Annotated in this window: 13 protein-coding genes; 9 read left to right on the forward strand and 4 right to left on the reverse strand. The window is 61.9% G+C overall.

What is annotated here, in order from left to right; all coding sequences use genetic code 11:
• Nucleotides 1-602 precede the first annotated feature (602 nt).
• From BLS13_RS15635 to BLS13_RS15660, 6 genes are all read left to right on the forward strand, one after another.
• Nucleotides 603-2,108 (forward strand): methyl-accepting chemotaxis protein, encoded by a 1,506-nt coding sequence (locus BLS13_RS15635; protein WP_176943620.1) that lies wholly within the window; start codon nt 603-605, stop codon nt 2,106-2,108.
• Nucleotides 2,109-2,468: 360 nt separating this feature from the next.
• Nucleotides 2,469-3,782, forward strand: a complete 1,314-nt coding sequence (gene proS, locus BLS13_RS15640; protein WP_093453501.1) for a proline--tRNA ligase — start codon at nt 2,469-2,471, stop codon at nt 3,780-3,782.
• A gap of 100 nt (nt 3,783-3,882) precedes the next feature.
• Nucleotides 3,883-5,133 carry a lipoprotein-releasing ABC transporter permease subunit gene (locus tag BLS13_RS15645; RefSeq protein ID WP_093453541.1) on the forward strand — a complete coding sequence of 417 codons (1,251 nt, stop codon included), beginning with the start codon at nt 3,883-3,885 and terminating at the stop codon, nt 5,131-5,133.
• Nucleotides 5,126-5,797 (forward strand): ABC transporter ATP-binding protein, encoded by a 672-nt coding sequence (locus tag BLS13_RS15650; protein WP_093453502.1) that lies wholly within the window; start codon nt 5,126-5,128, stop codon nt 5,795-5,797. The genes BLS13_RS15645 and BLS13_RS15650 overlap by 8 nt, the downstream gene beginning before the upstream one ends.
• Before the next feature lie 256 nt (nt 5,798-6,053).
• Nucleotides 6,054-9,506, forward strand: coding sequence for a DNA polymerase III subunit alpha (gene dnaE / locus BLS13_RS15655; protein ID WP_093453504.1), 3,453 nt, complete (start codon nt 6,054-6,056; stop codon nt 9,504-9,506).
• A 99-nt stretch (nt 9,507-9,605) separates the two neighbouring features.
• Nucleotides 9,606-10,820 (forward strand): GGDEF domain-containing protein, encoded by a 1,215-nt coding sequence (locus BLS13_RS15660; RefSeq protein WP_218123303.1) that lies wholly within the window; start codon nt 9,606-9,608, stop codon nt 10,818-10,820.
• Here the strand turns inward: BLS13_RS15660 and BLS13_RS15665 are convergent.
• The 4 genes from BLS13_RS15665 to murI all read right to left on the reverse strand — a co-directional run bounded on the left by BLS13_RS15665 (nt 10,807) and on the right by murI (nt 15,521).
• On the reverse strand, nt 10,807-12,105 hold the full coding sequence (locus BLS13_RS15665; RefSeq protein ID WP_093453507.1) for a sugar MFS transporter: 1,299 nt from the start codon (nt 12,103-12,105) through the stop codon (nt 10,807-10,809). The genes BLS13_RS15660 and BLS13_RS15665 overlap by 14 nt on opposite strands.
• Nucleotides 12,106-12,190: 85 nt before the next feature.
• Nucleotides 12,191-12,850, reverse strand: a complete 660-nt coding sequence (locus BLS13_RS15670; RefSeq protein ID WP_093453508.1) for a DUF4136 domain-containing protein — start codon at nt 12,848-12,850, stop codon at nt 12,191-12,193.
• Between the two features lie 126 nt (nt 12,851-12,976).
• Entirely contained in the window at nt 12,977-14,191 is a 1,215-nt protein-coding gene (gene hemA, locus BLS13_RS15675; protein WP_093453510.1) for a 5-aminolevulinate synthase, read from the reverse strand.
• A gap of 535 nt (nt 14,192-14,726) precedes the next feature.
• Nucleotides 14,727-15,521 carry a glutamate racemase gene (gene murI / locus BLS13_RS15680; RefSeq protein WP_093453511.1) on the reverse strand — a complete coding sequence of 265 codons (795 nt, stop codon included), beginning with the start codon at nt 15,519-15,521 and terminating at the stop codon, nt 14,727-14,729.
• Nucleotides 15,522-15,685: 164 nt separating this feature from the next.
• Between murI and plsY the strand changes: the two genes are divergently transcribed.
• From plsY to topA, 3 genes are all read left to right on the forward strand, one after another.
• Nucleotides 15,686-16,282: a glycerol-3-phosphate 1-O-acyltransferase PlsY gene (gene plsY, locus BLS13_RS15685; RefSeq protein ID WP_093453513.1), complete on the forward strand. Its 597-nt coding sequence runs from the start codon at nt 15,686-15,688 to the stop codon at nt 16,280-16,282.
• Nucleotides 16,283-16,285: 3 nt separating this feature from the next.
• Entirely contained in the window at nt 16,286-17,383 is a 1,098-nt protein-coding gene (dprA, locus tag BLS13_RS15690) for a DNA-processing protein DprA (protein WP_093453515.1), read from the forward strand.
• 77 nt (nt 17,384-17,460) lie between these two features.
• Nucleotides 17,461-20,031 (forward strand): type I DNA topoisomerase, encoded by a 2,571-nt coding sequence (gene topA, locus BLS13_RS15695; RefSeq protein ID WP_093453516.1) that lies wholly within the window; start codon nt 17,461-17,463, stop codon nt 20,029-20,031.
• Nucleotides 20,032-20,249: the final 218 nt, after the last annotated feature.

Raw genomic sequence — 20,249 nt, forward strand, 5'->3', positions numbered from 1 at the left:
GCTTGCCCCGGAAGGATCACACGGGATCGGTGGGGGCCCCCGGCGGAGGATCGATCGGCGACGGTATGGGATCATCGACTGGCGTGTCGGCGGGAATGCCATCGGGCGGTGGTGGTTGTGAGGCCATTGCGCTTCTCCTTCGTGTCCCTAACGCGGCAACGCGGGAATGGCCGCATCTGTAGGTGCTTGAACCGATATTTCGTGTTTTGCCTCGATTGGCTACTGGGCTCCCTGCATACGTAAATAACCATAGTAGAGTAGGGTTTTAGTAATCGATTGCAGGTAGGCCAGCTTATCTGGAATCGGCCGGCGATCACGCATGGTGGGGTTCCTGTCGGGGACTCGTCATGACGATAAAATCGGCCAGTCGAATTTTTGGGCTCGCACTGGGAGCCATTTTCCTTCTCGGCGCTGTTCTTGCGGCTGTGAACGTCAACGAGATACGGTTCGGCGGACCGATTTCGACTAGCGATCGGCAGGCGAGTGAGCTTGTCGCCGATATCTTGCCACCACCGCTTTACATCATTGAAACGCACCTTTCCGCGATGTCGGTGCTTCGCAAGCCAGGCGAACTGCCAAATATTGAATCGAAGATTTCTACCTTGCAAGCGGAATTCGAAGCTCGCCAGGCCTATTGGGGTAAGGCCGATATCCCCGACGACCTGAAGGAACTCGCGCGTGCGGCCGCCTTGCCCGCGCGGGATTATTTTCACGAGCTAGACGACATCTTCCTGCCGGCGATCCGGGCGGGCAACATTTCGGTGGCGGAGGCGAGCCTCTCCAAACTCGATATGCTGTACGGACAGCACCGCGCCCGTATCGATAAGCTTGTCATCGAGGGCGATCGCTACAAGGCTGATCTCGCGGTTGCAGCGGCAACGACGTTGCATCGTTCCATCATCGCGCTCGGATGTGGAGCCGTCCTGTTCCTGCTTGCGCTTGCCACGGGGATCTTCAAGCTCAATCGTGGCGTGGTGACGCCGATCTCGTCGGCATCGGCAATCATGCAGAAGATGGCGGCTGGCGATCTTGATGTTGACATGATCGGTAAGGACCGCAGCGACGAAATCGGTATCATGGCCGGTGCCGTCGAGGTGTTCCGCCAGACCGCGTTGCGGCAGCGCGAAGTGCAGGCGCGGATCGAAGCCGCGGCGATCGAGCAGAAGGAAGTCGTATCGGCCATGGCCAGCGGGCTCAGCGCCTTGGCCAAGGGAGATCTCACATTCCGGATCCCAACTGCATTTCCGGAACAATATGAAATTCTGCGGCGCGATTTCCATCAGGCAATGTCGGGTTTGAACGAAGTGATCCAGAGCGTCGCGCGGGTGGCCGAGGGGATCAACACAGGGTCCGAGGAGATAAGCTCGGCGTCGGAGGATCTGGCCCGACGTACCGAGGCGCAGGCTGGTAGTCTGGAAGAAACGGCCGAGGCGGTCTCCGCTACGACCACGGCGATGGTTCAGACGGCCGATGGCGCACGCGGCGTCAGCCAATCGGTCTCGCAGACCCATGCCGGCGCGACCAATGGAGGCGTGGTCGTGCAGGCGGCGGTCGCGGCGATGGCGGAGATCGAGCAGTCGTCGCTGGAAATCGCCCAGATCATAAATGTGATCGACAGTATCGCTTTCCAGACGAATTTGCTGGCGCTCAATGCAGGGGTCGAAGCCGCTCGGGCGGGTGATTCCGGCAAGGGCTTTGCGGTCGTGGCCAGCGAAGTTCGGGCTTTGGCACAGCGTTCGGCCGATGCGGCGAAGGATATCAAGGCGCTCATCTCCACAAGCTCGCAGCAGGTGCAGAGCGGCGTAAAGCTGGTGGGGCAGGCGGGCGACGTATTGCAGGAAATCGTCGATCAGGTCGGCCGGATCAGCAAGCTATCCGAAACAATTTCATCGTCGGCCACGCAGCAAGCTGAAGCGATGCGGGTCGTGAACAATTCGGTGTCGGAAATGGATCGGATGACTCAACAGAATGCAGCGATGGTCGAACAGTCGACCGCGGCGGCGCGGAGCCTCAAGGACGAATCTGACCACCTGGCTTCGCTGGTCACGCGTTTTCGTTTTGCGGTTCCAGGCGAGACGGGTCACGCCGCATTGCGCCGCGCCGCCTGACGCGATCGGCATTTTTGTCGGAACCGCAACGCGACAGCGCCAAAACGAAAAGCGCCGGGATCGTTTCCGATCCCGGCGCTGCGTGACGAAAGCTCGCCAGCCCCCTTGAACGGGCTCTACGCTTCGTCGTCCCCTTTAACGACGGGCGGAGCCTCGGTCTCCCCGAACCATGGCCTATTGTTTTGCCTATGTTTCGTGGGGCTTTCCTACCGCCGACATGGGGGCCTGTCATCGGCTTTCAGGGTTAAGGGAATCGAAAGTGAAGGGGTGTGGTGTATTGGCAACAGCTATCGCGGTTGCCCCCGGTCGTCGGGCAGCATAGACAGCGGCAACCGCCGATCTTTCCACGTCCGGAGCCTTATGCGCCTTTCCCGTCACTTCATGCCTGTCACCAAAGAATCGCCCGCCGATGCCCAGGTCATCAGCCACAAGCTGATGTTGCGGGCGGGGATGATCCGCCAGACGGCGGCCGGGATCTACGCCTGGTTGCCGCTTGGCCACAGGGTGCTCCGCAAGATCGAACAGATCGTCCGCGAGGAGCAGGATCGCGCGGGCGCGATCGAATTGTTGATGCCGACGATGCAGTCGGCCGATCTGTGGCGCCAGTCGGGCCGCTATGACGATTATGGCGCGGAGATGCTGCGCATCAAGGACCGCCACGATCGCGACATGCTGTTCGGCCCCACCGCCGAGGAAGTGATTACCGCGATCTTCCGGGATTCGGCGCGCAGTTACCGCGATTTGCCGCGTACGTTGTACAACATCCAGTGGAAGTTCCGTGACGAGGTCCGCCCCCGCTTCGGCGTGATGCGCGGCCGCGAATTCCTGATGAAGGATGCATACAGCTTCGATCTGGACGAGGCCGGCGCGCGGCACAGCTATAACCGGATGTTCGTTGCCTATCTCCGGACCTACAAGCGCATGGGGCTGCGCGCGATCCCGATGCAGGCCGATACCGGTCCGATCGGCGGCGATCTCAGCCACGAATTCATCGTGCTCGCCCCGACCGGCGAGAGCGAGGTCTTCTATCACACCAATTGGGAGGCCGATCGCCAGCTCGACGTCGATGCCGATGACGCCACGGCGCTGCAGGCGTTCGTATCCGGCCTGACAGCGGATTATGCGGCGACCGATGAGAAGCGCGATCTGCCGCGCGAAGCCGAGGCTGGCGCGGCGCTCAAGCAGTCGCGTGGCATCGAGGTGGGGCATATCTTCTACTTCGGCACCAAATATTCGAAGGCGATGGGGATGACGGTGCAGGGCTCCGACGGGCAGCCGGTGATCCCGCAGATGGGCAGCTATGGTATCGGCGTGTCCCGTCTGATGGGCGCGATCATCGAGGCAAGCCATGACGATGCCGGCATCATCTGGCCGGAATCGGTTGCACCCTACAAGGTTGGGCTGATCAACATGCGTGCCGATGATGCGCGCTGTGCCGCGGCGGCGGACGAACTTTATGCGAAGCTGAACGGTGCCGGCGTCGAGACGCTTTACGATGATCGCGACGAGCGCGGCGGCGCCAAGTTCGCGACGATGGATCTGATCGGCCTGCCCTGGCAGATCGTGATCGGCCCGAAGGGGCTCGATCGCGGCGTGGTTGAGCTGAAGCGGCGGGCGACGGGCGAGAAGATCGAGCTGTCGGTCGAGGATGCGTTGGCGAAGGTGGCGGGGTGAAGACCTTCCTCGTCATCCCAGCGAAAGCTGGGATCTCTGGCACTGCGCTTGCCGCACGAGATCCCAGCTTTCGCTGGGATGACGGCCTGTGGGGGCCGTCATGATCCTCTCCCGCTACGAACGCATGATCGCGAAACGCTATCTGCTGCCCGGCCGGGGCGAGGCGTTCATCTTCCTTGTTGCCTCGATCAGCCTGTTCGCCGTCGCGCTCGGCGTGGCGGCGTTGATCATCGTAATGAGCGTTATGAATGGGTTCCGGGCCGAACTGTTCGACAAGATTGTCGGGCTGAACGGTCACGCCGTGATCCAGGGCTATGACGGAAAACTGCCCGACTGGCGGCGGATCGCCGGTGAGGCGAGGGCGCTGCCCGGTGTTACGTCTGCAACGCCATTGATCGAGCAGCCTTTGATGGCGGCCTTTTCGGGTCGGGTCGAGGGCGTGCTGGTACGCGGCATGACGGTCAACGATATCCGCACTAATCCGGTAATGCAGGGCAAGGTCGTCAAGGGCGCGCTCAACGCGCTGGTGCCGGGATCGAACCGGGTGGCAATCGGTGCCCGGCTGGCGGAGCAACTCGGCGCCGATGTCGGCAGTGAGATCAGCCTGATCAGCCCGCAGGGGCAGACGACGCCGTTCGGCACGGTGCCGCGAATTGTGAGTTATCAGGTGGCGGCGATCTTTGAGGTTGGCGTCTATGATTATGACAAGGCGTTCGTGGTCATGCCGATGCAGGATGCGCAGACCCTGCTGATGCTGGGCGATGCGGTCGGCATGGTTGAGATCCAGACCAACGATGCCGACAAGGTCGGGCAGATTTTGGCACCGCTGAAGCCGAAGATCGCGATGCAGGGCGAAATCCGCGACTGGCGCGAGATGAACGCGTCCTTGTTCGAGGCGCTGGCAGTCGAGCGGGTGGCGATGTTCGTCGTCTTATCGCTGATCATACTGGTCGCCGTTTTCAACATATTGTCCTCGCTGATCATGCTGGTGCGAGCGAAGACGCGCGACATCGCGATCCTGCGGACGATGGGGGCATCGCGATCGGGACTGATGAAGATCTTCATGACCGTCGGCATCACGATCGGCGCGCTCGGCACGGTGGCGGGGCTGATAATCGGGGCGGTCTTCCTGTTCTTCCGGCAGGGCGTGGTGAACTTCGTCCAACTCGTGACGGGGCAAAATCTGTGGGATCCGTCGATCCGTTTTCTCACCGAACTGCCGTCCAAGACCGATCCGGTCGAAGTGGTGGTGATCACGGTAATGGCGCTGTTCCTGAGCTTTCTCGCTACGCTCTATCCCGCGTGGAAAGCGGCGAGCACCGATCCGGTTCAGGTGCTGCGCTATGAATGAGGTCCTTGCCGTATCGGGATTGCGCCGCTCGTTCGAACAGGGCGGGCAGCGGATCGACGTCTTGCGGGGCATCGATCTGGTGGTGGCGCCCGGCGAGATCGTCGCTCTTCTGGGGCCGTCGGGATCGGGCAAGTCGACCCTGTTGCAGGCGGTGGGGCTGCTCGAAGGCGGGTTCGAGGGATCGATCCGCATCGCGGGCGAAGAAGCAGCGAAGGCGGACAATGACGGCCGCACCCGCATCCGGCGCGATTCGATGGGATTTGTCTATCAGTTCCATCACTTGCTGCCCGATTTCTCGGCTGTCGAAAATGTCATCCTGCCGCAGATGATACACGGCGCGGAGAAGCCGGCCGCGCAGGCGCGCGCGGAGGCTTTGCTCAGCACGCTGGGGCTGGCTCACAGGCTCACGCATCGCCCTAGCCAGCTTTCAGGCGGTGAGCAGCAGCGGGTGGCGGTGGCGCGGGCGCTTGCCAATAGGCCCGCGCTGGTGCTCGCGGACGAACCCACCGGCAATCTAGATGAAGCAACAGCGGACATCGTGTTCGCTGAATTCCTTAAACTGGTGCGCGGCGAAGGGTCGGCGGCGCTCGTGGCGACTCACAATGAGCGGATCGCGGCGAAGATGGATCGCGTATTGCGGCTCCACGAGGGGCATCTCCATTAGCGACGGACCGCCCAATCCCGCTCCCACTTCGGCCGGTAGCTTCGGGATATCCAAAGCGTTGATCGCGATCAGCGGCACCACCACGATCACGACTGGTAGCGGATCGCTGGACAATCTGCGGAACTGATCCATGCTCGGTATCCGGGCATGGCGCCGAGCGGCGGGGCCAGCGTGTCGGTGCATTCGTCACCTGAACAAAGCTGAGCCATCCGATTTTTCGCTGTCGAATCGCGGGCGGGCGCCTACATAATGATTCATGTCTTACCAGTGCTTCGTTCCCTTGCGAGTCTTCTCCGCTTACTCGATTCTCGAGGGGGCAATCGAGCCGAAGGCGATCACCAAACAAGCGCGCAAACTTGGCTTCCCTGCGGTAGCGCTCACCGATCGCAACGGCCTTTACGCGGCGATGGCCTTCTCCGATGCAGCCAAGAAGGATGGCGTTCAGCCGATCATCGGCACACTGCTGGGCGTTGCCCGACCGGGCGTGGATCAACTCATCATCGACTGGTTGGCGCTGTATGCGCAGGACATGCGCGGCTATGACAATCTGTGCGCTTTGGTATCGGCCGCGCATCTCGAACGGCCGGTGCATGAGGATGCACATGTCCCGCTCGCCTTCCTCGAGGGCCGCACCGACGGACTGATCGCGCTGACGGGTGGCGGCGAGGGCGCGCTTGCGCGGCTGCTGGCCGATGAGCAGCTCGCCACGGCGACGGACTATGCCGGGAAGCTGGAACTGCTTTTTCCGAAACGGCTTTATGTCGAATTGTCGCGGCGGGGGAACGATATTGAGGAACGTGCAGAAACCGCGCTGATCGATCTGGCCTATGCCCGCGATCTGCCGCTGGTCGCCACCAATCCGGCCTGCTTTGCCGAGGCCGAATTCTACCCGGCGCATGATGCGATGCTCTGTATCGCCAGTTCGTCTTATATCGAAAGCACCGAGCGGCGGCGCTCTTCGCCCGATCTGTGGATGAAGCCGGCGCGGGAGATGGAGCGGCTGTTCGCCGACATTCCCGAGGCGCTGGCGAACACGCTGGTGGTGGCGCAACGCTGCGCGGTTGCAGCGCCCTATCGCAAGCCGATCCTGCCCAGCCTGGCCGGCGATCGTGACGGCGAGGCCGAGGCGCTACGCCGCGATGCGAAGCTTGGTCTCGAGGCGCGGCTGGCGAAGATGACCGGCCCCGTCGACCGGCAGGCCTATTTCGACCGGCTGGCGTTCGAGACCGACATCATCATCAAGATGGGGTTTCCCGGCTACTTCCTGATCGTTGCCGACTTCATCAAGTGGGCGAAGGACAATGGCATTCCGGTCGGCCCAGGACGCGGGTCGGGTGCCGGCTCGGTGGTGGCGTGGTCGCTGACGATTACCGATCTCGATCCGCTGCGGCTGGGTCTGCTGTTCGAACGCTTCCTCAATCCCGAACGTGTATCGATGCCCGATTTCGACATCGATTTCTGCGAAACGCGGCGTGGCGAAGTGATTCGCTACGTCCAGCAGAAATATGGTCGCGATCAGGTCGCGCAGATCATTACGTTCGGAAAGCTCAAGGCCCGCGCGGTGCTCAAGGACACCGGCCGGGTGCTCCAGATGAGCTATGGTCAGGTCGATCGGTTGGCCAAGCTGATTCCCAACCATCCGACCGATCCGTGGACGCTCGATCGCGCGCTGAACGGCGTGCCTGAGCTCGCCAGGGAATATAAAGATGATTCGGCGGTCCGTAAGCTGCTCGATCTTGCAATGCGGCTGGAAGGCCTGCCGCGCCACAGCTCGACCCATGCGGCCGGCGTGGTGATCGGCGATCGCCGGCTCGACGCGCTGGTGCCACTGTATCGCGATCCGCGTTCGGACATGCCGGTGACCCAGTTCGACATGAAATATGTCGAGGGCGCGGGCCTCGTAAAATTCGACTTTCTGGGGCTCAAGACGCTGTCGGTGCTGCAAAAGGCGCTGCATTTTCTGTCGATGCGCGGGATTACGGTCGATCTGGATACGCTCGGCTGGGATGATCCGGAGGTCTATGCCCTGCTCCAGCACGGCGACACCGTCGGCGTGTTCCAGCTCGAATCGGAAGGTATGCGGCGTACGCTTGCGGCGGTTCGGCCGACCTGTTTCGAGGACATCATCGCACTGGTCTCGCTCTACCGTCCGGGGCCGATGGACAATATCCCAAGCTTCGGCGCCCGCAAGAACGGGCGCGAGGAGATCATCTACCCGCATATGCTGCTCGAGCCGATCCTGAAGGAGACGTACGGGATCTTTGTCTATCAGGAACAGGTGATGCAGGCCGCGCAGATCCTGGCGGGCTATTCGCTGGGTGAAGCCGATCTGCTGCGCCGCGCGATGGGCAAGAAGATCAAGGCGGAAATGGACGCCCAGCGCCAGCGCTTCGTTGATGGTTGCGCGGCGAACGATATCGCCGCGCCCAAGGCCAATGAGCTGTTTGATTTGATCGACAAATTTGCAGGCTATGGTTTCAACAAGAGCCATGCAGCCGCTTATGCGCTGGTCGCCTACCACACCGCTTGGCTGAAAGCACATCACAAGCCGGAGTTTTACGCTGCGTCGATGTGCTATGACATGGCGCAAACCGACAAGCTGGCGATCTTCATCGATGACATGCGGCGGATGGGAATCGAATGTCTCGGGCCGTGCATCAACCATAGCGAGGCCGAATTCAGTGTCGAGGACGGCCGCGTACGCTTTGCACTCGGAGCGCTCAAGGGCGTTGGTGAAAAGGCGATGGAAGCGCTTGCCGACGAGCGTAAGGCGAAAGGGCCTTTTGAAAGCCTCGAAGATTTCGCCGATCGTATCGATCCGCGGCTGATCAATCGTCGCCAGCTCGAAAGCCTGGCGGCCGGCGGTGCGTTCGATGTGATCGAGGATGAGCGCGCGCCCGTATTCGCAGCCGCCGAAACGATCTTGGCGCACGCGGCAAGCGCCGCCGACGCGCGGACAAGCGGGCAGGGCGGGCTGTTCGGCGATATCGCCGGGGGCGTCGCGCCGATCCGGCTCGATCGGGGCGTGCATTGGTCGCTGATCGATCGGATGGCCGCCGAGAAGGATTGTTTCGGCTTCTATTTCTCGTCGCATCCCACCGATCAGGTTCGCCATCTCGCCGATGCGAATGGCGCGCGCAGCTATGCAGCCTTGTGTTCGCTGCCCGCGCCCGCCGACGGCGGTCGGGTGGTCGCGGTGATGGCCGCGCTGGTCGAGGATGCGCGTTGGCGGACATCGGCGCGGGGTAAGCGCTACATGATGTCGACATGTTCGGATGCCACGGGGCAGTTTATTGCTACTTGCTTCGATGAAATGGCTGCAGCCGAACTGGAAGACGCCGCGAAAGCCGGGGCGTGCGCTCTGTTGCGGGTCGAACTCGACTGGCGCCCCGGCGAGGAGACGCCCCGGGTTACGGTGCGGGGATTACAGAGTTTCGAAACACTTGCGGGTGCAATAAGGTTACGAATCGATATCGAGACGGCCGATCCGGGCGCATTGCCAGCGTTGGCCGACCTTGTGGCGGGTGAAAGGGGGGGGCGGGGCGAAATGTGGTTGAAGGCGATACTGCCCGATCAGATGACGGCCGATGTCCTGCTGGGGCGTGATTTCCGACTGGACGCCGAACTTGTGGCCAAAATCGAACGGTTGCCGGGGGTTACTGCGCGACTCGGCACGGTAAACGCCCCCCGATTGCATCTGGTCGCGTGATCCACATGGCCGTGTTTTTACCAAATGGGGCACTGACCAAAATTCGTACCGCGCGGTGCGGGTTCGGACTGTCGGTGGATGGGGGCGCACGTTGATCGGATGACACCGACGGCGGTCATCCTGGCAGTTTTATTTTGCACAAATTCGGTGCTGAGCCTCACCATGGGACTCGCTTGGCGCGATCTCGGTAAGCCCAGGCATGCGCTGACCTGGTCGATGGCGTTCGGCGCAGCCTCGCTTCAGTGGGTTGTCAACGCGACGGGGCTGCAACTTTTTCCACATGCGGTGCCATATCTTGCAATCGTCTCGGCGCTGAGCATGACGTCCGGCTCCCTGTGGGCGATCGGCTGTCGACAGCGTGCTGGCTTGTCTCCTCACTATGTGCGGTTTTCGATAGGCGTGATCGCCTTTACGGGCATTGCGGTGACAACATCGGCATTGGGCCTAGGGCCGTTCAGTTCGACGAGCCTATTCGGCTGCGCCATGTTCATGATCTCGGTGTCGTCGATGTTGGGTAGGGGGCGTCGGACCACACATGGCGAACGGGTGCTGATTTGCGCCATGGCGATATTTGCCGTGCTTGAGTTGCTTCTAGTGATCCTATCGGTTGTGCAGATTGCCTCAAGTACGCCGGAGCTCATGAATGTTTATCGTGTGGCATTGGGGCTCGGACTGACTTGCGGCTATATCGTGATCGGCGTCGCTGCGGTCTTCCTGATCGCAACCGATCTGGCGGGGCAAATGCGCGTCCTGACCATCAGCGACCCGCTGACCGGGGTGTACAATCGGCGCGGTTTCGAGCAGGCGGCCGCGCAGGCGATTATCGCTACCCGCTTTCGGCATGAGCCGCTCGCGGTGATCATAGCCGATCTGGATGGCTTTAAGACGATTAACGATCGCCATGGCCATGCCGTCGGCGATGATGTCTTGCAGCGATTTGCGACCCATGTCGCGAGTTCGTTGCGTCGTGGCGATATGGTTGGCCGGCTGGGTGGTGAAGAGTTTGGAATTTTGCTGGCGAATACGACGGGTGAGGCGGCTGTCCGGATCGTCGATCGCCTCCGATCGGAATTCGCCGCGCTGTCGATCGGAGACGATGTTTCTGTGCAAGTTACGTGCAGTTTCGGGATCGCGGAACTGGCTGATGATGACAAGGATGTCGGTACCGCTGTCAATCGTGCCGATCAGGCTCTGTATCGGGCGAAATCCGCTGGACGGAACAGGGTGGTGCTGAACGATTCCCGCTGCATACCACCATCGAGCCGTGACGGCATTGGCGAGGCGCTGCACGATGCGGCGGCTAGCGGCTCGTAGGGCGGCTTGCGAACAACCCGAAGATCATGATGACGAGATAGCAGGCGGCCGGGATCGCGAGTGCAAGCCGAAGTCCGGAAAGATCCGCGAGGTGGCCGGTGAGAGGAGGAAGGATCGCGCCGCCGACAATAGCCATGCAAATGATGCCGGATCCTTCGGCCGCGCGCGTTCCGAGCCCCAGGCTGGCGAGTGAGAAGATCGTCGGGAACATGATCGCGTTACATAGCCCGATGGCGAGAAGCGCCCAACCTGATGCGGGGCCGGCGCTGTTGGCGGCGATCAGGATCAGGGTGATCGACCCTGTTGCAACGGCTGCCAGCAGCTTGCCTGGGGAGATCAGGCGCAGCAGCCCAGCGCCTATGAACCGGCCGACCATCGCTCCGCCCCAATAGAAGGCGACATGCTTGCCGGCGGCTTGTGCGGAGATCGCCATCACGTCTGTCTGGGTAAGGAAGGCGACCATCAACGAGCCGATCGTCACTTCGGCCCCGACATAGAGAAAGATGCACAGCGCGCCGAAGGCGAAGCGGGGCCGCTTCAGCAGCATAAAGGCCTGGAGCGGAGAGGTTTCCGCTTGCGCCTGCTCTTGCAGCCGATTGCGCCGCAGCCAGAGCGCGCCGGCCACCAGAAGCAACGCGACCGCGAGCCCGATATAGGCATGGACGATAACACGCGTCTCCGCGGTTCGGTACAGCGCAAGGGCTGCGTTATCGAGCGTGGTTGGATCGACCTTGGCCAATCCGCCGAGGATTAGAATCGCGCCGACATAGGGAAAGATTGTCGTTCCCAGCGAATTGAAAGCCTGCGCGAAGGTCAGGCGGCTGGAGGCCGTGTTGGCGGGGCCGAGCCGGGAGATAAGCGGGTTGGCGACGACCTGAACAATTGTGATCCCCGCTGCAAGCACGAACAACGCGATCAGGAAGATCGGAAACCTGCCTGAGCCAGAGGCCGGGATAAACAGCAGGCAGCCGAGGGTCATCGTCAGCAGGCCGATAGCCGCGGTCCGCAGATAGCCGAAACGGCGGACGATGGCCGACGCCGGCAGCGAAACAATGAAATAGGCCGCGAAGAATGCCGATTGCACCAGCATTGCCTCACCATAGCTGAGGGTGAAAAGGCCCTTCAGTTTTGGAATGATGACGTCGTTCAGGCTGGTTATGCCACCGAAGGCGAAAAACAACCCGAACACGAACAGCCGCAGATCGCGATCGCCCGGACCTTGTGCCTCGTCGTCGATCGTTGCGGTTGGATCTGTCGAGGACGATGAACTTGTGTCGATCAGCATAATGGTCCCCGCCCGCCGCGCGCGCTGGCGGAATTTGCGTGCAGGGTTATTCGGTCAGGCGAAAAAATTCAACGCCTTGGCTCTGTCAGTTCTTGCCTTTCGCCGGCGGCGCGACGGTGATCTTCACTTCTTCCCCCGACTGACCAGGGAAGTTTGTGAACATCGCCTCGATCAGTTTGGGGACTAGAATCGTCAGGCTATCGTCGAGCGAGCGGGCCTTGGCCTTGCCTTCGAACACATGCTGACCGTCCGCACGGATGATCGTCATGTTCACGAAGCTCGTATAAACCGTATAGCTATCGACCTGCCGATCGAACCAAGGATCGTACGCAAAGGAATCCCAGCCATAATAGAAGGCCGATCCATAGCCCCAGCGGCGGCCGTAGCCATAGGGCCCGTACCCGAAGCCGTAGGGGCCAAAGGGAGGCGTTGCTCGTGAAACGACCTTCTGAACGCCCTTGTCGACGCCATAATCGAGCTGCACCATCAGTGCAGCCTTCGCGCCAGCCTCGGCAGGGCGATATCCATATGCCTGCAGACGCTGGCTGACGAGCCCCGCATATTGCGCGAATTCCAGACCACCCTCATTGCGGGCATTGATCGGTTCGATTGCGAACGTCTGGCCCTGCGGGACGGGCAGCGCCTGGAAGCGAGCGACATTGGCCTGAAACGGCTCGGCGCAACCGGCGACGGTCAACAGCGCGAGAGGCAGCGCTGCTGAAAGGATCATCCTGGGGAGGGGCATCGGAAAACGCCTTATCTATTTTCTGGAACATCAACCTAGTTCTGCCACGGTTTATCGCAAGAGGCGGCTGAACATAGGTTGAACGTTTGTAACAGGTGCGAGTTTCACGCCCGTTAAGACAAGGGTTTAGGCGGCGAGCCGCATCTCCATTCGGTCCCAGATTTCGACGAGCGCTTGCGTCAGTTCGCGCATCATCGCCTCGCTGTGCGTCGGCCCCGGCGTGAAGCGGAGACGTTCGGTGCCGCGCGGAACGGTGGGATAGTTGATCGGCTGCACGTAAACGCCATATTCGGCGAGCAGGATATCGCTGACCTTCTTGGCCTTGACCGGATCACCGACCATCAGCGGAACGATATGGGTGACGGTATCCATCACCGGCAGTCCCGCCTCGGCGAACATCCGCTTCAAGGTTGCGGCCGCGGCCTGCTGACCGTCGCGCTCTGCCGAGGATTGTTTGAGGTGGCGCACGCTGGCGAGCGCACCGGCAACCAGCACCGGCGAAAGTGACGTCGTAAAGATAAACCCGGGCGCATAAGAGCGGATCACATCAATGATCATGGTGTCGGCTGCAATATAGCCACCCATCACGCCGAACGCTTTGCCCAGAGTGCCCTCGATGATTGTCAGCCGCTTGGCTGCATCGTCGCGATCGGAAATACCGCCGCCGCGCGGGCCGTACATGCCGACTGCGTGAACCTCATCGAGATAGGTCAGCGCATTATACTTGTCGGCGAGATCACAGATCGCGTGGATCGGGGCGACGTCGCCGTCCATCGAATAGACACTCTCGAATGCAATCAGCTTGGGGCATTCGGGATCTTCGGCAGCGAGCAACTCCTCGAGGTGGGCCAAGTCGTTGTGGCGGAACACGCGCTTTTCGCAGCCTGAATTGCGAATACCAGCGATCATCGAAGCGTGATTGAGTTCGTCCGAAAATACGATGCAGCCCGGCAGCACCTTGGCGAGCGTCGACAAGGTCGCTTCGTTCGAAACATAGCCCGAGGTGAACAGTAGCGCTCCCTCTTTGCCGTGGAGGTCGGCCAGCTCATATTCGAGATCGACGTGATAGTGCGTGTTGCCGCCGATGTTGCGGGTGCCACCCGAACCCGCGCCGACATTGTGCAGCGCCTCTTCCATAGCCTCGATCACCTTGGGGTGCTGGCCCATGGCGAGATAGTCGTTCGAACACCATACCGTGACGGGCTTCGGACCGTTGTGGCCGGCAAAGCAGCGCGCGTTCGGGAACATGCCCTTGTTGCGCAGGATGTCGATAAACACGCGGTAGCGGCCTTCGGCATGCAGCCGGTCGATCGCCTGGGTAAAAACGCGCTGGTAATCCAAGAGCCCTGCTCCCCGTCTGGCCTTCCCAAGGCCTGAATCGACCGGTCTTTTACGGCCAAGGCCGACAGAAAGCCAGTGCGAAGAATGTCGAACGGATTTCGTCCTAAATCTTTGATCGGGGACGTTGAATAGGTGCTTTCCCGTAAATCCGCTGCAGGCTTTGCCACTCGTTATGTGACGGTCGTGCCCGTACGACGTACAGCCTGCGACATGACGGCGGCGGCAGAGGAATGGCGCGAAGGTCGCGCGTCTGATCGGCGCGATTTAGTTGGGCGGCCCCCCCCCGTCTTAAGTTGTTCGATGATAAGCAGCGCGGAGCGTTTACGCCCATTCGGCGATCGTGTGTCGAAAACTCAGAAAGATGAGCAACAGCGCCGGCAGGATCAGGACGATCTGGTATCGCAGCACGACTCGAAGTCCGACCGCGCCCCGGCCGATTTCAGAAGTGCCTCCAGCGGCGCCACGCTGGCGGGCTGGGCGTTGCCAGACGTTTCAGACGCAACATCGATGAAATCATCGGCGCCCTGATCCGCGGCTACATGATCGAGATGGCTGTGAGCCCGCGCTGGCTGAGTTCGTCCTGCAAAGGCTTGCTCATGTCGACCGGCGCGGTGAAGATGGCCCGCCCGACCGGGTGTGCGGGCCAGCCCTGCCCCTCCGTCAGATAGGCGATGCGCCGCGCTATGCCAGGGCCGCCATCGACGAACCGGAGTGCCCGTGGCGCGGCATTGCCGAGTTCCTCCGCTACCAGGGGGAAGTGGGTGCAGGCGAGCACGACCGTGTCGATCCGATCGCCATCCGGCTGGTCGAGCAATCCGCTCAATACCGCAGCATAGGCCTCGGGATCAGCAGGCGCGCCGCGCAGCTTGGCTTCGGCCAGTTCCACCAGTCGCGCCGACCCGTGGCGTAGCACTGTGCAATCAGCAGCGAAACGCTGCGACAGGTCATCGACGTAAGGTTGACGAACGGTGGCGTCGGTGCCGAGCACACCGATGACGCGGGTTTCGGACTGTTCGGCGGCAGGCTTGATGGCGGGAACCGTGCCGACCACCGGTACGTCGAGCGCGCCTCTCACCGCCGCGAGCGCGATCGTCGACGCGGTGTTGCAGGCAATCACCACAAGGCGTGGCCGGCACCGTTCGACCAAGCGGCCGAGCAAGGCCGGAACCCGCGCCGCGATTTCCGGCTCGCTCCGGGTTCCATAAGGGAAACCGCCATTATCTGCGACATAGACGAAGGATGCCTGTGGCAGCAGTGCGCGCGTCGGCGCGAGCACGGATAGACCGCCGACTCCGGAATCGAACATCAGGATCGGGCGATCATCGGCCATCGGCAGCCATGTAGACTGCCCGGGTGCGATTGAAAATGGGCTGTCGCAAAACGGGCCATCGTCGGGGCATCGTATCGCCCGCGAAACCTTCTGTGCAGTTGTGCGTGTTGCGCGTCCGGAATGTTCGACTATGCTGAGCGCATATTCAGGGGAGCCGCCTCGCAATGCTATCATTTGCGACAGCCATGGTGCTGTTGGGCGCCTATCTGATCGGCTCGATTCCGTTCGGCGTCATTCTTACGCGGCTTGGCGGAGCGGGCGATCTGCGGACGATCGGATCGGGCAATATCGGTGCGACCAATGTGCTACGCACCGGCCGCAAGGGACTGGCGGCTGCCACGTTACTGCTGGACGGCGCCAAGGGCGCCGTTGCGGTAGTGGCCGCCGCGCAATTCGCGCCCGAGCTTCAGCCGATGGCGGCGGCGGCGGCTTTTCTGGGGCATCTGTTTCCGGTATGGCTCGGTTTCCGCGGAGGCAAAGGTGTCGCGACCATGCTTGGCACGGCCTTGGCGCTTTATTGGCCAGCGGGTATTGCTTTCGCCGTGGTGTGGATCGCGATGCTGGCAATCACACGCCGTTCATCGCTGGGCGGAATCTCTGCGGCGGCAAGCGCGCCTGTTGCGGCGGCGGCGGGCGGGCAACCCGACCTGGTCCTGTTGTTCCTGGCAATGGCGATACTTCTCATCTGGAAGCATCGTAGCAATATCGTGAGATTGCTCGACGGAACCGAGCCCCGGGTGGGCGGCGGCAAGGCCGGCTGACGGATGGCCGATCGCATCGGTCGCGATGATGGCATTGCTCGGCTGCGCTTGATCCGCACGCCGGGGATCGGCCCGATCACCAGCCACCAGTTGATCGCGCGGTTCGGTTCGCCCGAAGCGGCGCTGGATGCGATTCCCGATCTCGCTCGCCGAGGCGGTGGCAAGGTCCCGCAGATTGCAAGCCTGACCGCGATCGAGGCCGAGCTCGATGCGGTGAAGCGTCTCAGCGCGCGCTATCTGTTCCGCGGTATCGGCGATTATCCTGCGTTGCTGAACGAGGTCGAAAATGCTCCGGCCGCCCTGATCGTCAAAGGCGATGTCTCGCTGCTGGTGCGTCCTGCGGTTGCCGTCGTCGGCGCGCGTAACGCATCGGCGGCGGCCGTCCGCTTCGCCCGGATGCTGTGCCATGATCTGGGAGATGAAGGGCATATCGTCGTATCGGGCCTCGCGCGCGGCATCGACACCGCTGCGCATCAGGGATCGATCGCCAGCGGTACGATAGCGGTGATCGCCGGTGGCATCGATGTCCACTATCCGCCGGAAAATGAAGCGTTGCAGCAGGAGATTGCAGAGCGCGGCCTGCTGATCGCCGAGCAGCCGCCGGGGATAGAGCCGCGCGCGCGCCATTTCCCTTATCGCAATCGGATCATCGCGGGGCTGTCGCTGGGCACGGTGGTTGTTGAGGCGGCACCCAAGTCCGGCTCGCTGATCACGGCAAGACTGGCGGGCGAATATGGCCGTGACGTGATGGCGGTCCCAGGATCTCCGCTCGACCCGCGGGCCCAGGGCTGCAACCTGCTGATCCGTGAGGGCGCGACGCTCGTGCAGACGGCGGCCGACATCATCGAGGCGATCGGCCCCTTTCGCGCCGGTGTGGCATCCGAACGCGCGCCGAATCCCGGGCCTCCACCAATATTCGAAGATGCGGATGATATCGCGCGGCGTGCGATCGCCGATCTGTTGGGGCCGGTGCCGGTGTCGATCGACGAACTGATCCGGCAGAGCGGGCTGGAGCCGGCGATCGTGGCAACCGTGCTGCTGGAACTCGAACTCGCCGCACGTCTGGAGCGTCACGCCGGGGGGCGGGTCAGTGTATGTTAAACAACACGCCCCTTGACGTCGCCCGCTTCATCTCGCCACCCTCGTGCGTACACACGTAAGGCAAAGTTCGGAATTCCATGAAACTCGTCGTTGTCGAATCCCCCGCCAAAGCCAAGACCATCGAGAAATATCTTGGACCCGGTCACAAGGTACTCGCGTCTTACGGCCATGTCCGCGATCTTCCTGCCAAGGATGGTTCGGTCGATCCCGACAACGGCTTTGCGATGGAGTGGGAGGCCTATGCCGACAAGGCCAAGCAACTCAAAGCGATCACCGATGAGGCGAAGACTGCCGATACTCTGATCCTCGCAACCGATCCCGATCGCGAGGGAGAGGCGATTTCGTGGCACGTGCAGGAGGTGCTGCGCAAACGCCGCGCGCTGCCCAAGGATGTCCAGAGGGTCACGTTCAATGCGATCACGAAGGCCGCTGTGCTCGATGCCATGGCGAATCCGCGTGCGCTGGACGAGGATCTGATCGACGCCTATCGCGCCCGCCGTGCACTCGATTATCTGGTGGGCTTCACGCTCTCGCCGGTATTGTGGCGCAAGCTGCCAGGGGCGAAGTCGGCGGGCCGCGTCCAGTCGGTGGCATTGCGGCTCGTGGTCGATCGTGAGCGCGAGATCGAAGCGTTCCGCGCGCAGGAATATTGGTCGATCACGGCCGATATGGAGCAGGATGGGGTTGCGTTCATCAGCCGGCTCGTGCGCTGGCGCGGGCAGAAGATCGATCGGCTGACGATCGGGGCGGCCGGCGATGCCAATGCCGCCAAGGCCGATGTCGAGGCCGGACGCTTCTCGGTCGTCTCGGTCGAGACGAAACCTATCACCCGGAACCCGCCGCCACCCTTCACGACATCGACGATCCAGCAGGAGGCCGCGCGCAAGCTAGGCTTCTCCGCCAGCCATACGATGCGGATCGCGCAGGCGCTCTACGAAGACGGCGCGATCACCTATATGCGGACCGATGGTGTCCAGATGGACGGCAGCGCGATCAATGCCGCGCGCGGCGCGATCGCCAACCGCTATGATGCATCCTATGTCCCTGATAAACCGCGCCAATATGTAACGAAGGCCAAGAATGCACAGGAAGCGCATGAAGCGATCCGGCCGACCGATTTCGGGCGCGATCGGGCCGGCAGCGGCGATCATGCCAAGCTCTACGATCTCGTTTACAAGCGCGCACTAGCCAGCCAGATGGCGTCTGCCCGTCTCGAACGGACCACCGTCGAACTGGCCGACGGCACCGGCCAGCACGGGCTGCGCGCGACGGGGCAGGTCGTACTTTTTCCAGGCTATCTCGCGCTCTACGAGGAGGGCCGCGACGATGAGGGCGACGAGGAGAGCCGCCGCCTGCCGCGCATGAAGGACGGCGATGCGCCTGCGAAGAAGAAGGTCAACGCCGAGCAGCATTTCACCCAGCCACCGCCGCGTTATTCGGAGGCGAGCCTCGTCAAGAAGATGGAGGAACTGGGGATCGGTCGTCCGTCGACTTACGCCTCGACGCTTCAGACGCTCAAGGATCGCGATTATGTGACGGTCGACAAAAATCGCTTCACGCCAAACGAGAGCGGTCGGTTGGTCACGAGTTTTCTCGAGCGCTTTTTCGAGCGTTATGTGAGCTATGATTATACCGCGTTGCTCGAAGACAGCCTTGATGATGTTTCCGGTGGCCGGGCTGGCTGGCAGGCGATCCTTGAGGCCTTCTGGAAGGACTTCAAGCCCAAGACGGCCGAGGTGATGGAGCAGAAGCCTTCGGATATCACGGCAGCGCTGGACGAGTTCCTTGCACCCTATCTGTTCCCTGAAAAGGAAGACGGCACCGATCCGCGGCTCTGCCCCTCGTGCAGCGCGGGCCGGCTGTCGCTGCGTGGCGGCAAGTTCGGCGCATTCGTTGCCTGCTCGAACTATCCGGAGTGCAAATATACACGCCGCTTCGCCGACGCCGGTGGCGCCAAGGACGGGGGAGATACCGGTCCGGTGGTGCTCGGTACCGATCCCGAGACAGGTCTTGAAGTCTCGAAGCGCGCAGGGCGGTTCGGCCCCTATATCCAGCTCGGCGAGGGCAAGGATGCGAAGCGTGGATCGATTCCCAAGGATGTCGGAACCGATGTGATCGACCTCGCGATGGCGCTCAAGCTCGTCTCGCTTCCGCGCACCATCGGCCTGCATCCGGAGACCGGTCTGCCGATCACGGCGTCGATCGGTCGGTTCGGTCCTTATCTGCTGCACGACGGCAAATATGGGCGGCTGACCTCAACCGCCGAAGTCTTTGAGGTTGGCATGAATGCCGCGGTGGTCAAGCTGGCCGAGGCTGCTGCGAGCAAGGGTGGGCGCGGCGCTGCTCGCGAGCCGCTCAAGCAGTTCGGCACCAGCCCGGAGACTGGCAAGGACGTCAAATTGATGGAGGGGCGGTTCGGGCCCTACGTCACCGATGGGGTTACCAATGCGACCTTGCCCAAGACGGCCGATCCCGAGACGCTGACCCTCGAATCGGCGCTGATCCTGCTTGCCGAACGCGCGGCGAAGGGCCCGGCCAAGGGCAAGAAGAAGGCGCCGGCGAAGAAGACTGCATCGGCGAAAGCCGCGCCGAAGAAGGCCGCCGCGAAAAAGCCTGCGGTGAAGAAGGCCAAGGTGGCGGCAGAGTAGGGTAATTCGTGGCGCGCGCGATGGCCGCCCGCCGCGCAAATAAAGATTAAGAGATAGAAGTAGCCCCTCAGCCAGCTTTCTCCCGTAAGCGGGAGAAGGCAAACCTGGGCTTTTGTTAGCGCCTAGAGTTTTTCCGCTTGTGATTGAATCGAAGGGGTTCTCTGGCGGATAGATTTGTGATTCAAGCTGGCCACTGGTGAGGAGGCCAGCATAGATGA

Source organism: Sphingomonas sp. YR710 (assembly GCF_900101455.1).
Taxonomy (GTDB): Bacteria; Pseudomonadota; Alphaproteobacteria; order Sphingomonadales; family Sphingomonadaceae; genus Rhizorhabdus.